General features: G+C 67.3%; 13 protein-coding genes and 1 pseudogene. 4 read left to right on the top strand and 10 right to left on the bottom strand.

The window, feature by feature from the left end; translation table 11 throughout:
* The first annotated feature begins 13 nt into the window (after positions 1-13).
* Entirely contained in the window at positions 14-730 is a 717-nt protein-coding gene (locus tag HW532_RS13320) for a dimethylsulfonioproprionate lyase family protein (RefSeq protein ID WP_246478960.1), read from the top strand.
* Positions 731-761: 31 nt separating this feature from the next.
* Here HW532_RS13320 and HW532_RS13315 read toward each other — a convergent pair whose 3' ends face one another.
* On the bottom strand, positions 762-1871 hold the full coding sequence (locus HW532_RS13315) for a 2'-deoxycytidine 5'-triphosphate deaminase (protein WP_213160943.1): 1110 nt from the start codon (positions 1869-1871) through the stop codon (positions 762-764).
* Positions 1872-2045: 174 nt separating this feature from the next.
* Here HW532_RS13315 and apaG point away from each other — a divergent pair, with 174 nt between their 5' ends.
* Together apaG and HW532_RS13305 are read left to right on the top strand one after the other, a co-directional pair.
* Entirely contained in the window at positions 2046-2438 is a 393-nt protein-coding gene (gene apaG, locus HW532_RS13310; RefSeq protein ID WP_213160942.1) for a Co2+/Mg2+ efflux protein ApaG, read from the top strand.
* 95 nt (positions 2439-2533) lie between these two features.
* The gene (locus HW532_RS13305; protein WP_213160941.1) at positions 2534-3055 is read left to right on the top strand and encodes a GNAT family N-acetyltransferase; all 522 of its coding nucleotides are present in this window, start codon (positions 2534-2536) and stop codon (positions 3053-3055) included.
* A 12-nt stretch (positions 3056-3067) separates the two neighbouring features.
* Here the strand turns inward: HW532_RS13305 and HW532_RS13300 are convergent, their stop codons facing one another.
* Genes HW532_RS13300 through HW532_RS13290 form a run of 3 tightly spaced genes read right to left on the bottom strand, consistent with a single transcriptional unit; the run spans position 3068 to position 6267 of the window.
* Positions 3068-4069, bottom strand: a complete 1002-nt coding sequence (locus HW532_RS13300) for an Hsp33 family molecular chaperone (protein WP_213160940.1) — start codon at positions 4067-4069, stop codon at positions 3068-3070.
* A 50-nt stretch (positions 4070-4119) separates the two neighbouring features.
* A complete protein-coding gene (argF, locus tag HW532_RS13295) occupies positions 4120-5058 on the bottom strand; it encodes an ornithine carbamoyltransferase (protein ID WP_213160939.1) in 939 nt (312 codons plus the stop codon).
* Positions 5059-5061: 3 nt separating this feature from the next.
* Complete coding sequence (locus HW532_RS13290) at positions 5062-6267, bottom strand: aspartate aminotransferase family protein (protein WP_213160938.1); 1206 nt, start codon at positions 6265-6267, stop codon at positions 5062-5064.
* A 413-nt stretch (positions 6268-6680) separates the two neighbouring features.
* On the opposite strand from HW532_RS13290, the gene HW532_RS13285 reads away from it, so the two are divergent.
* Positions 6681-7223, top strand: a complete 543-nt coding sequence (locus tag HW532_RS13285; RefSeq protein ID WP_213160937.1) for a GcrA family cell cycle regulator — start codon at positions 6681-6683, stop codon at positions 7221-7223.
* 92 nt (positions 7224-7315) lie between these two features.
* Here HW532_RS13285 and phoB read toward each other — a convergent pair whose 3' ends face one another.
* The 6 genes and pseudogenes from phoB to HW532_RS13255 all read right to left on the bottom strand — a co-directional run bounded on the left by phoB (position 7316) and on the right by HW532_RS13255 (position 13586).
* Positions 7316-8014, bottom strand: coding sequence for a phosphate regulon transcriptional regulator PhoB (gene phoB / locus HW532_RS13280; RefSeq protein ID WP_213160936.1), 699 nt, complete (start codon positions 8012-8014; stop codon positions 7316-7318).
* Positions 8015-8078: 64 nt separating this feature from the next.
* Positions 8079-8792: a phosphate signaling complex protein PhoU gene (gene phoU, locus HW532_RS13275; protein ID WP_213160935.1), complete on the bottom strand. Its 714-nt coding sequence runs from the start codon at positions 8790-8792 to the stop codon at positions 8079-8081.
* A gap of 28 nt (positions 8793-8820) precedes the next feature.
* Complete coding sequence (gene pstB, locus HW532_RS13270) at positions 8821-9567, bottom strand: phosphate ABC transporter ATP-binding protein PstB (RefSeq protein ID WP_246479967.1); 747 nt, start codon at positions 9565-9567, stop codon at positions 8821-8823.
* Positions 9568-9691: 124 nt separating this feature from the next.
* Positions 9692-11055, bottom strand: a pseudogene (gene pstA, locus HW532_RS22165) (phosphate ABC transporter permease PstA).
* Positions 11056-11057: 2 nt separating this feature from the next.
* Positions 11058-12434, bottom strand: a complete 1377-nt coding sequence (gene pstC, locus HW532_RS13260) for a phosphate ABC transporter permease subunit PstC (RefSeq protein ID WP_213160933.1) — start codon at positions 12432-12434, stop codon at positions 11058-11060.
* 111 nt (positions 12435-12545) lie between these two features.
* The gene (locus HW532_RS13255; protein WP_213160932.1) at positions 12546-13586 is read right to left on the bottom strand and encodes a PstS family phosphate ABC transporter substrate-binding protein; all 1041 of its coding nucleotides are present in this window, start codon (positions 13584-13586) and stop codon (positions 12546-12548) included.
* Positions 13587-13782 lie beyond the last annotated feature (196 nt).

Raw genomic sequence — 13782 nt, 5'->3', positions numbered from 1 at the left:
GGTGGAGAAGCCGATGGCGATGTCCGATCCCGTGTCCCGCGCCGCACCGGAACCGCCCGCGCAGCGCCTGATGGGGTGCCCCGAATGGGTCTATCTCCTGCGCGAGTTCGAGACGCTCTACCGCTACGGCTCGGCCGGCGGCAGCAGGGCCATCCGCAGCCACCGCAAGCGCGTGCGCGAGACCCTGTCGGCGGTGATCGAGACGAACCCGGAGATCGTCGCGCGCACGCCGGCGACCAAGCCGGTCGCAGCCTATCTGGACCGCGCCCTCGACCTCGGCGAGCGGGGCAGCCTGCAGGGGCTCGCCCGCGCGCTCCGCCACGTCTCCGGCCGGCTGACCTGGGAATATGGCTACGAGCGCGTCCCGAGGACGCTGGAGCGCAAATACGCCTATTGCGAGGTCCTCGGCCCACAGGGGCCGATCCGGGCGGACCGGCTGATCCTCGGCCTCGTCCTCTTCGCGCCGCGCACGACCTATCCCCAGCACAGCCACACCGAGATCGAGGAAAGCTACATCTCCGTCGCCGGCGCGTGGTCGGAGAACGACGCGGCTGTCTACGCGCCGGGCTCGCTGATCCTCAACCGCCCGGGCGACGAGCACCGCATCACCACGGGCGAGCACGAGCCGTGCCTTCTCGCCTATGCCTGGACGGGGCCGGAAGAACGCCTCGCAGCCCCGGGCATGAAGCTGTCCTCCACGCGCAGGGCGCGCACCGCGCGCGGCATCTGAGCGGCACGGGCCCTCAGGGCCCCCCGCGCCCTCAGGGTTCGTAGTCGCGGAAGTGCTTCGACAGCTTGAGGCCCTGGCGCTGGTAGTGGGAGCCGATGCCGGCGCCGTAGACCTCCTCGGGCGCGTCGGTCAGCTCCTCGTAGATCAGCCGGCCGACGGTCTGGCCGTCCTCCAGGATGAAGGGCACCTCGTGGCTGCGCACCTCCAGCACCGCGCGGCTGCCCTCGCCGGAGCCGGTGGCATGGCCGAAGCCCGGATCGAAAAAGCCCGCATAGTGGACGCGGAACTCGCCCACCAGCGGGTTGAAGGGCACCATCTCCGCGGCATGGGTCGGCGGCACCCGGACAGCCTCCTTGGAGGCGAGGATATAGAACTCGTCCGGATCGAGGATGAAGTCGCCGCGCGGCCAGACCGGCTCCCAGTAGTCGAGCACATCAAGGGCGGCCTTGCGGTCGATGTCGATCAGGGCGGAATGGCGTTTGGCGCGGAAGCCGATGGGCCGGCCCTCCCGCGTGCCGGTGAGGTCGACGGAGAGCGCGAGCCCGTTGTCGATGTCGGCGGTGCCGGTGGAGACCAGCGCCTCGCGCTCGTGGAGGCGCGCGATCGTGTCGTCGGAATAGGCGGGCTCGCCGCGGCGGAAGCGGATCTGGACAAGGCGCGAGCCCGGCCGCACAAGCACGGGGAAGGTGCGCGGCGAGATCTCTGCATAGAGCGGGCCCTCATAGCCCTCCGGCACCGTGTCGAAGGCGCGCGCGGTATCCGCGATGACGCGGGTGAAGACGTCGAGCCGGCCGGTGGAGCTCTTCGGATTGGCGAGCGCGGAAAGGTCCTGCGGCAGCGTCAGGCGCTCCTGCAAGGGCACGAGATAGACGCAGCCCGTCTCCAGCACCGCGCCCTCGGACAGGTCCATCCTGTGGAGCGCCAGCGTCTCCACGCGCTCGGCCACCGTGGCGCCCGGCCCCGGCAGGAAGCTCGCCCGGATGCGATAGGCGACCGATCCCAGCCTGAGGTCGAGGCTCGCCGGCTGGATCTGGTCGGCGTCGAAGGGCGTTTGCGCGACGATCGCGCCGTCCTCCGCCAGCCGCCTGATCTCGTGGGCCGGCAGGATGCCGCGTCTGCCCGATGCTGTTGCGTTCGTCACTGTCCCGTCTCTCCCGTGCCGGTTGCCGCCCGCAAGGTTGTCTGCCGTCTCTTCTGGCGGGCATGGGCGGATTGTGCAAGTCCCATCATGCGGATGGCGGGGGCTGGCTGCATCCCGAGACAGCCGCTATGCTGCCGCGGCACGTTGGCAAGTTCCGCGTTCCCGAGGCCTTACATGTACGACAGAACGACCCGGTCCATCAGGGTGACCGTCACGCCCACCTTCCTGGAGGATCAGTCCTCGCCGGAGGAGGATTATTTCGTGTGGGCCTACACCATCGTGATCGAGAATCTGGGTTCGGAGACCGTCCAGCTCAGGACGCGCTACTGGCAGATCACCGACGAGCGCGGCCGCGTCCAGGAGGTGCATGGCGCGGGCGTCGTCGGCGAGCAGCCCGTGCTCGAGCCCGGCGACAGCTTCGAATATACGAGCGGCGCGCCCCTCGCCACGCCCTCCGGCATCATGGTCGGCGCCTATCAGATGGAGACCGGGTCCGGCGAGATGTTCAATGTCGACGTTCCCGCCTTCGCCCTCGACAGCCCCTACACGCAGCGCAGCCTGCATTAGGGGCGTCTTCCGGTTCGTAAGCGCTGCAATACAACGGCTGGAGCGAACAGGGACTCATTGCATGCGCTCCCCCGAAACCGGACACCCGCAGGCCCATGAGCATCACGACCCGCCGTGCCAGGAAAGACGATGCGGCCGCCTTGCCCGCGATAGAACGCTCGGCCGGAGAGGCGTTCCGCCCTCTGCCGGGGCTCTCCTGGATCGCCGATGACGACGTCATGTCCGCGGACGAGCATCGCCGCGCCATCGACGAGGGCACATGCTGGGTTGCGGAGGACGACCATGACGGCCTTATCGGTTTCCTCAGCGCACAGGTCTGCGGACGCGACCTCCATATCTGGGAGATCGCCGTTCGCCATGACCGACAGGGGAAGGGCTGCGGACGCGCCCTGATCGCGCAGGCCGTCGCCTATGCCCGCGCGCAGTCGCTGGCCACCGTCACGCTGACCACCTTCCGCGACGTTCCCTGGAACGCTCCGTTCTATGCACGGCTCGGCTTCGCGATGCTTGCACATGGCGATCTCGACGCGCGTCTCGCCGCCATCCTCGAGCGCGAGGCGGCCCATGGGCTCGCCCCTAAAACGCGCTGCGCGATGAGGCTGCCGCTTGCGGCCTGATCGGACAGGACCCTAATGCGTGCGCACGATCTCGCCGGGATCGAAGACGTAGTCGGTCGAGCAGAACTCGCAGGTGACCGTGATCCGGCCGTCCTCGATCATGTCGGCGAGGTCCTCCTGCGGGAAGCTGCGCAGGAGGTCGGCCACGCGGCTGCGCGAGCACAGGCAGTGGCGCGTGATGGCCGAGGAGGGATAGGCGACGACGCCGTCCTCGTGGAACAGCCGGTAGAGCAGGCGCTCGGGCTCGAGCGTCGGGTCGAGGAGCTCGTGATCCTCCACCGTGGCGAGAAGCAGCCTGCCCCTCACCCAGCGGTCGTCCTCTTCCTGCTCGTCCATCAGGTCCTCGTAATCCTCCGGCACGTCGCCTGAGCTGAGCGCGATCGGGCTCGGCTCGCCGTCGTCGGGCAGGTGCTGGATCATGATGCCGCCGGCGCGCCAGTTCTCTCCGCCCGCCTCGCCGGACGTCACGATCGGGCCGGCGGCGAGGCGCACATCGGTGGGCAGCTGCTCGGACTGCTGGAAATAGAGGTTCGCCGCTTCCGACAGGCTCGCCCCGTCGAGTGGCACGACGCCCTGATAGCGCTCCATATGGTCGCCCTGGTCCACGGTCATGGCGAGATAGCCCTCGCCGAGCAGGGCGGAGGCATCGGCCTCGCCGCTGTCCTCCAGCGCCTCCACTGCGTCCAGGTCGAAATGGGCATAGCCGCGCATCTGCCCCGGCGTGGTGAAGTCGGCCACCAACATGTCCACCGGCCCGTCGCTGTTGGCCTGGAGGATGAACTTGCCTTCGAACTTCAGGGTGGAGCCGAGCATGGCGGTGAGCGTCACCGCCTCCGCGAGCAGCGCCGACACGGACGGCGGATAATTGTGGCGCGCGAGGATGTCCGCCACGGTATCGCCGAGGCGCACCACGCGCCCGCGCACCCCGAGGCTCTTGACCTCGAAGGGCAGCACGGCATCGTCTGCCATCCCCAGAAGCTGGAGACGGCGGTCACGGTCATAGGATGAACTCATAAGATCGGCCAATCCCGGCTTGACTATTGTCCGGCCCGGCCCCTTGCCGACTACATCGGCCCGCCGAGGCACCAGGCGAGAATACCCTTCTGTATATGGAGACGGTTCTCCGCCTCGTCAAAGATCACCGAGCGCGGGCCGTCGATCACCTCCGCCGTCACCTCCTCGCCGCGATGGGCGGGCAGGCAGTGCAGGAAGATCGCGTCGCCCTTGGCCCGGGCCATCAGCGCCTCGTTCACCTGATAGGGCTTCAGGAGATTGTGGCGCGATCCCGGCTCGTCGACACTCATGGAGACCCAGGTGTCGGTCACCACGCAGTCGGCGCCCGACACCGCTTCCTGGGCGTCGTGCGTGAGATGGATGCGCGCATTGCATTCGCGCGCCCAGGAGACGAGCTTGGGATCGGGCGCGAGCTCCTCGGGGAAGGCGAGCCGGAGCTCGAAGCCGAGGCGGGCCGCGGCGTGGATCCACGAATTGGCGACATTGCTCACATCCCCGGTCCAGGCCACCGTCTGCGCCTCGATCGGCCCCTTCTTCTCCTCCACGGTGAGCAGGTCGGCCATCACCTGGCAGGGATGGGACAGGTCGGTCAGCCCGTTGATGACCGGCACGGTGGCATGCTCGGCCAGCTCCGTCAGGTTGCGGTGGCTGTTGGCGCGGATCATGATCGCGTCGACATAGCGCGACAGCACCTTCGCGGTGTCGGAGATCGTCTCGCCACGGCCGAGCTGCATGTCCTCCGCCGCCAGGATCAGCGTCGAGCCGCCGAGCTGGCGCATGGCGACGTCGAAGGACACGCGCGTGCGCGTCGACGGCTTCTCGAAGATCATGGCGAGCAGGCGCCCGTCGAGCAGGCGCTCGCCGTCGGCCTCGCCGCGGGGGCGGCCGGCGCGCTTGGTCTTCATGGCGCGGCTCGTGGCGAGCAGGCCCCTCAGGCCCTCTCCGTCGAGATCCTTGATATCCAGGAAGTGCTTAGACGGTCGAGACATTGCTCAGTCATCCCCAATTGCCGGAGCGGGCGCATGGACGGCGTCCAGGCGCGACAGCGCGCGGTCGAGCCGGTCCATTGCCTCCGCCATCTCCGTCTCGTCGATGATGAGGGGCGGCAGGAGACGCACGACATTGTCGCCGGCCCCCACGGTCAGAAGGTTCTCCGCAAGGCAGGCGCCCGCGACCTCGGTGTTCGCCACCTTGCATTTCAGGCCGAGCATCAGGCCCTGGCCGCGCACCTCCTCCACGATGGCGGGGTGCTCGTCCTTCAGCCGCGCGAGCCGCTGCGCGAAGAGCGTGCCCATATGGCGCACGCGGTCCAGAAAGCCGTCCTCCAGCACCACGTCCAGCACCGCATTGCCGACCGCCATGGCCAGCGGGTTGCCGCCGAAGGTCGTGCCGTGCGATCCCGCCGTCATGCCCGAGGCGGCCGTCTCCGTGGCCAGGCAGGCGCCCATGGGAAAGCCGCCGCCAATGGCCTTGGCGATGGCCATGATGTCGGGCGTGACGCCGGCCCATTCATGGGCGAACAGCCGGCCCGTCCGGCCGACGCCGGTCTGTACCTCGTCGAGGATCAGGAGCACGCCGAGCTCGTCGCACAGCGCGCGCAGGGCCCGCAGCACGGCATGCGGCACCTCGCGGATGCCGCCCTCGCCCTGGATCGGCTCCAGGAGGACGCCGGCCGTCTCCTCGCCGATGGCGGCGCGCACCGCATCGACATCCGCGAAGGGCACCTGGTCGAACCCCTCCACGGCCGGGCCGAAGCCCTCGATATACTTCTCCTGGCCGCCGGCGGCGATGGTGGCGAGCGTGCGTCCGTGGAAGGCGCCCTCGAAGGTGACGACCCGGTAGCGCCCGGGCTCGCCGCGCGACCAGTGATAGCGCCGCGCCATCTTGATCGCGCATTCGAGCGCCTCGGCGCCGGAATTGCAGAAGAAGACCGTGTCGGCGAAGGTCGTCTCCGTCAGGCGTCGCGCCAGTCGCTCCTGCCCCGGAATCCCGTAGAGATTGGACGTGTGCCAGAGCTTGTGCGCCTGTTCGGTGAGCGCGTCCACGAGATGGGGATGGGCGTGGCCCAGCGCGTTGACGGCGATACCGGCTCCCATGTCGAGATAGGCCTCGCCGTCGTCGGTGAACAGGCGTACGCCCTCGCCCCGCTCGAAGGAGACGGGGGCCCTTGCATAGGTCGGCAGGACGGACGCGATCATTGCTCACTCCAAAACCAAAAAAGCCGCCGGAACGGCGGCGGCACTCCGAAAATCCGTCAATACCGGGATTTATAAGGTTTCCCGCCGGTGCGGTCAACGAGACATGGGCCCCGCACGCGCCCCGCCACACGGGACCACAGGTGAGTCAGCTCGTCGCATGGACCCGGGAGTCAACCGGCGGTTTACTCTTCGTTAACCAATCCGCCGGGACGGCATCCGGGTTTCCTGGGGAAAACACGTCCCAGTCTTGACGCCCAATCTTGCGCAAGAGTCGCGGAATATAGTAGTATCCGAGTTCAATAATCACGATATGTAGTGTCCATGCATCAAGTGAGTATGTGTAAGCGCCGGGCAAGTCGACTCGGCGATCGGGGATGGATTCCGTCCCGGGCAAGGAAAGAGCGGGGCCGATCATGACTTGGACCGACGAACGGGTTGAACATCTCAAGCAGCTTTGGTCGGACGGCCTCAGCGCCAGCCAGATCGCCAGCAAGCTGGGCGGCATCACCCGGAATGCCGTGATCGGAAAGGTTCACCGGCTCGGCCTGTCGGGCCGCGGTTCGCCGTCGAGGACGAGCCGGCCGCGCAGCCGCAAGCCGCGCCAGTCCGCACCGGCGGCGGGCACCGCGACCGTGACCCAGTTCCCGACCGCCGGTGCCACGGCGCTCAAGCCGGAGGTGCAGGCCCAGGCCGCGCCCCAAGCCCGCCCGGCGCCCAAGCCCTCGCCGGTCCGCGAGGTCGCCCCGTCCGGCAAGCGTGTCGACATCCTGCATCTGAGCGAGCGCACCTGCCGCTGGCCGATCGGCGAGCCAGGCTCGGAGGAGTTCTGCTTCTGCGGCGCGATGCCGAAGGCCGGCCTGCCCTATTGCGACCATCATGCCCGCATCGCCTATCAGCCGATCCAGGACCGGCGGCGCCAGAAGCGCGCGGTCGGCGGCGGCCGCGGCGCGGCGTAGGCTGAAGCAACGCCCTCTCCACGGGCGGGCAGCACAGCCTGCCCGTCACAGTGCCCCCGGCCTTGCCGTCGGGGGCTTTTTCTTATGGACGATCAGACCGCGAAACGCTCGTCGAAAGCGTAGCCGATGCCGCGCACCGTGCGGATCGGATCGCGCTGTCGGCCGCGATTGAGGATCTTGCGCAGCCGCCCCACATGGACGTCCACCGTGCGCTCGTCGATATAGACGTCGTGGCCCCACACCGCGTTCAGGAGCTGCTCGCGGCTGTAGACGCGGCCCGGATTGCGCATGAGATGTTCCAGGAGCTTGAACTCCGTCGGCGAGAGCTCGACATCGCGGCCCGAGCGCGTCACCCGCCGGGTGCGCCGGTCGAGCGCGATATCGCCCGCGGTCAGCTGGTCGGCGATGGTCTCCGGATTGGTGCGCCGGAGAATGGACCGCACGCGGGCGACGAGCTCGGGCACCGAGAACGGCTTGACCACATAGTCGTCGGCACCGGTGGCGAGCCCTCGGATCCGCTCCTGCTCCTCGCCGCGGGCGGTAAGCATGATGATCGGGATATCGCGGGTCTCCGGGCGTGCGCGCAGCATGCGGCAGACCTCGATTCCGGACAGGCCGGGCAGCATCCAGTCGAGCACGATCAGGTCGGGACGCTCCTCCTCGACCAGCATCTCCACCTCATCGCCCGACGCGGTGGTGCGGACAGCGAAGCCTTCCGCCTCGAAGTTGTAGGACAGGAGAACCTGCAGGGATTCCTCGTCCTCGACAATCAGGATCGACGTCGTCGTCATCGCACTCGAAATTCGCTGCGCGTCATGCACGGACGGCGAGGCCGCCGCGGTGTCCGGGGCAAAGTCAGTCCTGCGAGTAGCTGACATGGGTCATGCTCGTCGTATCGCTCTTGGGGCGTTCGTCGTCCAGCGTCTCGCCATGGACGAGGAAATAGACATTCTCCGCGATATTGGTGGTGTGGTCGCCGATGCGCTCGATGTTCTTGGCTCCGAACAGGAGATGGGTGCACGCCCCGATGGTGCGCGGATCCTCCATCATGTAGGTCAGGAGCTCGCGGAACATGGCGTTGTAGAGGGAGTCGATCTCCTCGTCGGACCGCCACACCTCCATCGCCTTGTCGGCGTCGTGCTGGACATAGGCGTCGAGCACGTTCTTGAGCTGCTCCAGAGCCAGCCGGCCCATCTGTCCAAGGCCGGCGAGCCCGCGCGTCGGACGCGGTTCGGCAATGGCGAAGATGCGCTTGGCGATGTTCTTGGCAAGGTCGCCGATGCGCTCCAGATCCATGGCGAGCCGCAGCGCCACCACGATCTCGCGGAGATCCACGGCGACCGGCTGGCGCTTGGCGATCATGAGGATCGCCTTCTCCTCGATCTCGCGCTCCAGCTCATCGATCTTGTCGTCATTGTCGATGATCTTCTGCGCAAGCTCGGTATCGCGCTTGTCCAGCGCGTCTATGGCGCTGGCGAGCTGCTCCTCGGCCAGGCCGCCCATATGGGCGAGCTTGTTGTGAAGCGCGGAGAACTCCTCGTCATAGGATTTGACGATATGTTCGCTCACTGTCTTGCTCCTTCCGTCGCCCGACCGCCTAGCCGAAGCGACCCGTAATATAGTCGTGGGTGCGCTGGTCCTGCGGGTTGGTGAAGATCTGGTTGGTCTCGCCCTCCTCGACCAGCTTGCCGAGATGGAAGAAGGCGGTGCGCTGCGACACGCGGGCGGCCTGCTGCATGGAATGGGTGACGATCACGATGGTGAAGTCCTGGCGCAGCTCGTCGATCAGCTCCTCCACCTTGGCGGTGGCGATGGGATCGAGCGCCGAGCACGGCTCGTCCATGAGGATGACCTCGGGCTTCACGGCGATGGCGCGCGCGATGCACAGGCGCTGCTGCTGGCCGCCCGACAGGCCCGTGCCGGGCTGGTCGAGGCGGTCCTTCACCTCCTCCAGAAGACCCGCCTTCTCCAGGCTCGTCTTGACGATTTCGTCGAGTTCGGCCTTGCCGGAGGCGAGCCCGTGGATGCGCGGCCCGTAGGCGATATTGTCGTAGATCGACTTCGGGAACGGGTTCGGCTTCTGGAACACCATGCCGACACGCGCGCGCAGGAGCACGGGGTCGAGCGAGCGGTCGTAGATGTTCTCGCCATCGAGCGTGATGGAGCCCTCCACCCGGCAGCCCTCGATGGTGTCGTTCATCCGGTTGAGGCAGCGCAGGAAGGTCGACTTGCCGCAACCCGACGGCCCGATCAGGGACGTCACCTCGTTGTTGGCGATGTCGATCCCGACCTCGTAGAGCGCCTGGGTATCGCCGTAGAACACATTGACGCCGCGCGCGGCCATCTTGATCTCCCGCTCGACGGCGGGCTGCGCGGCCTCGACGGCCTCGGGTGCCGTCGCGGCAACCGCATCGGTCGCGACAGCGGCACTGCTCGGGGTGGTATCCATGACAGTCATGCCCTTTCCTTTACCATCGCCGCTGGATCCGTTGGCGCATGAAGACCGCCAACGCGTTGAGACTGATCATCAGCGCAAGCAGCACGATGATCGCGGCCGAGGTTCGAGCCTCGAAGAAATTCCGGTTCTCGTTGCCCTGCCACAGGAAGATCTGCACCGGCAGGGCCGTCGACTGGTCGAGCGGCGTGCCGGGCACGCTGGCAACGAAGGCGTTCATGCCGATCAGCAGGAGCGGCGCCGTCTCGCCGAGCGCCTGGGCGACGCCGATGATCGTCGCCGTCAGGATGCCGGGGATCGCCAGGGGCAGCACATGGTGGAACACCATCTGGGTGCGCGAGGCGCCGACCCCAAGCGCGGCATGGCGGATCGAGGGCGGAAGCGCCCTCAGCGTGCTGCGCGTGGAGATGATGATGATCGGCAGCGTCATCAGGGTCAGCACCAGCCCGCCCACGAGCGGCGCGGAGAGCGGGAGATGGAACCAGCCGATGAAGACCGAGGCGCCGAGCAGGCCGAACACGATGGAGGGCACGGCCGCCAGATTGTTGATGTTGACCTCGATGAGGTCGGTCAGCCGGTTCTTGGGCGCGAACTCCTCCAGATAGATCGCGCTCGCCACTCCGATCGGCACCGCCAGAACGATGACGATCAGCATCATGTAGAGCGAGCCCACAAAGGCGCCCGCGAGACCGGCGGAGGCCGGCGAGCTGCGCGAATCCACATTGAGGAACAGCGACTTGGCGAAGGCCATGTGGATGATGCCGCGCTCATAGAGCATGTCGGCAAGGTCCTGCTGGTCGCCGGTGAGCTGCTGGCGTGAATCGGGCAGGGACCGGTCGATATTGCCCTTCAGCCAGACGTCCACATTGGCGTTGGCGAGCAGGTCGACCTGCCTGGTCGTGCCCACGATGGCGGGATCCTGGAGCACCATCTCGCGCAGCCTGAACCGCTCGCCGCTGGCAACGAGGCCGACGAGGTCCCGCTTCGAGGCATCCGTTTCCCCGATGGCCTTGCGCAAGCCCTCCTCGATCAGCTTGTTCCAGTTGACCAGGGCGAGGCCGCGCCGCCAGCGGTTCATCTCCTTCTGGAAGGCGGCCTCCGACTGGCCCGCCTGCTGCTCGGGGGCGGGCCCACATCGACCACCTCGGGATCGAAGGTGACGTCGAGCGTGATCGTCGCCTGCCAGAAGGCGGGCAGGCCCCTGGCCAGCACGCTGGAGAACAGCACCACGACGAAGCCGATCGCGGCGATGACGGCAAGCATGCCCATGAGGCGGAACCGGCGCTCCTTGGCGTGGCGCCGCTTGAGCGACCGCTCGATCAGCGCCGCCTGGCCGTAGGCGAATGAGCGTCCCGTGTCGTTGACAGTGCTCGTCATGGCTATTCGTACTGCTCTCTGTATTTGCGCACGATGTAGAGGGCCACGACGTTCAGGGCGAGCGTCATGGCGAACAGCGTGAGGCCGAGCGCGAAGGCGACGAGCGACTGCGGGCTTGCGAAGTCGGCATCGCCGGTCAGCTGGTTGACGATGGTGACGGTCACCGTGGAGACCGCCTCGAACGGATTGGCGTTCAGCACCGGCCGGTTGCCGGCGGCGAGCACGACGATCATGGTCTCGCCGACGGCCCGGCTGATGGCGAGCAGGAACGCGCCGACGAGGCCGGGAAGCGCGGCGGGCAGGACGACCCGCTTGATCGTCTCGGAATGCGTGCTGCCGAGCCCGAGCGAGCCGTCGCGCATCGCGCGCGGCACCTGGGTGATGATGTCGTCGGACAGCGAGGAGATGAACGGGATGATCATGATCCCCATGACCACGCCTGCGGTGAAGGCGCTGGTCGCGCGGATGTCGAGCCCTATGGACGCGCCGATATCCGCCAGGAACGGACCCACGATGGTCAGTGCGAAGAAGCCGTAGACGATGGTGGGAATGCCGGCGAGGATCTCCACGATGGGCTTGGCGGTCATGCGCACGCGGCGCGGCGCGTATTCGGCCATGTAGATCGCCGCCATGAGGCCGATCGGCCCGGCCACCAGCATCGCGATGAGGCTGATCAGCACGGTGCCCCAGAGCAGCGGCAGAAGGCCGAAATCGCCCTGCCCGCCGGCGCCGACGGTGGAGAAGCGCGGGTTCCAGACGGTACCGAAGAAGAAGTCGATCGGGCTGACGAAGGTGAAGAAGCGGACCGCCTCGCCGAGCAGGGAGGCGACGATGCCGATGGTCGTCAGGATGGCCACGCCCGAGCAGAATGCAAGCAGCGCGCCCACGACGCGCTCCACCTCGTTGCGCGCACGGAGCTCCGGCGAGATCCGCGACCAGGCCAGGCGCGTCGCGACGAGCCCGGCGACGGCGGCGAGCGCGACCACCGACAGCCACGCGACCGTGCCGAAGGTGCGAAGCCCCGCCGCGATCTCGCTCTCATAGGGCGCCTCGGCATCCGCGACGCCGAAGCCGGAGGCGATCTGGCGGATGCGCTCGACGACCAGGTCGAGCTGGTCGGCGGGTTGCTTTGCGACATCGGCGGGAAGCTGGGCGAGGATGTAGAAGCGGCTGAGTTCGTCGCCGAAGACGGCCCACAGAACGAGGACGATAAGCGCCGGAATGGTGCACCAGATCGCCAGCAGCGTCCCGTGATACACCGGCCGGGAATGCAGCCTCTGCCGGGCACCGGACGCCAGGTGCCGGCTGCGGGTCAGTCCCACCCTGTAGGCGAGGGCCATCAGCAGGAGCAGGACGATAATCACGGTCAGGCTGTGCACGGGATCGTCTCGCGGAGTTCTGTGTTGGGACCGTGGCGGAACGGATTACGGACATTGCCGGCTCCGGGGCGCTCCGCAGGCGTGCGGAGTCCCCGAAACCGGATGGCCGGATTAGCCCTGGACGTCGCTGGCCGAAATCGCCACGCCGTCCTCGAAGTTCTTCAGCACCTTCTCGCGCTCCTCCTCCGGAGCCGGGATCAGGCCAGCCTCTTCCAGACGGCCGCCGGAGCCCGCCATCTGATCGGAGAGGAAGAAGGCAACGTAATCCGCGATACCCGGGACGGCGTCAAGATGCTCGCCCTTCACATAGAAGAACAGCGGCCGGGACACCGGATAATCGCCGGAGGCAATGGTCTCCAGGCTCGGCGTGATGCCGTCGATCGTGGCGACCTTGAGCGTGTCGCGGTTCTGGTCGTAGAAGCTCAGGCCGAAGACGCCGACCGAGGAGGGGTTGGCCTGAAGGCGGGCCAGGGTCTCGGTGTAGTCGCCGGAGATCTCCACGACGCGCTCCTGACGGAACGACAGGCAGGCCGCTTCCATCTCGTCCTCGCCCATCTCGGGCAGGCCGGCCGCCTCGCAGCCCGGCAGGATGACCTTCTCCTCGAACACTTCGCGCGTGCCGTGGTTGGAGGCCGGGATGACGAGATTGATCTCCTGATCCGGCAGGGCGGAATCGATGTCGCTCCACTTGGTGTAGGGATTGTCGACCATCTTGCCGTCCTGCGGCACCTTGGAGGCGATCGCCTTGTAGATCTGGATCGGCTTGAGCGCGAAGTCGCCCTGGTCGGCATTGGTCGCGAAGACGATGCCATCATAGCCGATGCGGATCTCGTAGATGTCCTTGACGCCGCTCTCGTTGCAGGCCTTGACCTCCTTGGCCCGGATCCGGCGCGAGGCATTGGCGATGTCGATCGTATTCTCGCCGGCGCCCTCGCAGAACTGGCGCAGGCCGCCCGACGACCCGCCTGAGCCGACGACCGGTGTGGGATAGTCCGGGAACGCCGCGCCGAATTCCTCGGCGACGATCGAGGCGAACGGCAGGACCGTCGACGAGCCGGCGATCTGGATGGTGTCGCGAGCCATGGCCTGGCCCGCGGAGAACAGCGCCGCAGCGCCAAGCACGACGCCGAGCGTCAAGGCTTTGGTTTTCACGAGAAGTCTCCCTTGTGTCATATCAGTCTGGACCCTTGTGAGGCCGTCGAGCACCTGGTTGATGCGGCCGAACCGCCGCCGGCGCGGGTCCGGTGATCCTCTGTTGCCCCCCTGCCAGCGTCGACAGCGACACCCTATGGGGTACAGGTCGCGGTTTTATTACGCTTCCATGACAGTTTTATAACGTCTTAAGTTA

Source organism: Kaustia mangrovi (genome assembly GCF_015482775.1).
GTDB classification, from domain to species: Bacteria; Pseudomonadota; Alphaproteobacteria; order Rhizobiales; family Im1; genus Kaustia; species Kaustia mangrovi.
Note: the sequence above shows the minus strand (reverse complement) of the source record. Positions and strands in the feature narration are given on the sequence as shown.

Bases quoted from the DNA above. Each gene is read 5' to 3' on its own strand.
- HW532_RS13300 (WP_213160940.1), bottom strand. From the start codon at position 4,069: ATGAGTTCATCCTATGACCGTGACCGCCGTCTCCAGCTTCTGGGGATG.
- HW532_RS13305 (WP_213160941.1), top strand. From the start codon at position 2,534: ATGAGCATCACGACCCGCCGTGCCAGGAAAGACGATGCGGCCGCCTTG.
- argF (WP_213160939.1), bottom strand. From the start codon at position 5,058: ATGTCTCGACCGTCTAAGCACTTCCTGGATATCAAGGATCTCGACGGA.
- phoB (WP_213160936.1), bottom strand. From the start codon at position 8,014: ATGACGACGACGTCGATCCTGATTGTCGAGGACGAGGAATCCCTGCAG.
- apaG (WP_213160942.1), top strand. From the start codon at position 2,046: ATGTACGACAGAACGACCCGGTCCATCAGGGTGACCGTCACGCCCACC.
- HW532_RS13290 (WP_213160938.1), bottom strand. From the start codon at position 6,267: ATGATCGCGTCCGTCCTGCCGACCTATGCAAGGGCCCCCGTCTCCTTC.
- pstB (WP_246479967.1), bottom strand. From the start codon at position 9,567: ATGGCCGCGCGCGGCGTCAATGTGTTCTACGGCGATACCCAGGCGCTC.
- HW532_RS13320 (WP_246478960.1), top strand. From the start codon at position 14: ATGGCGATGTCCGATCCCGTGTCCCGCGCCGCACCGGAACCGCCCGCG.
- HW532_RS13285 (WP_213160937.1), top strand. From the start codon at position 6,681: ATGACTTGGACCGACGAACGGGTTGAACATCTCAAGCAGCTTTGGTCG.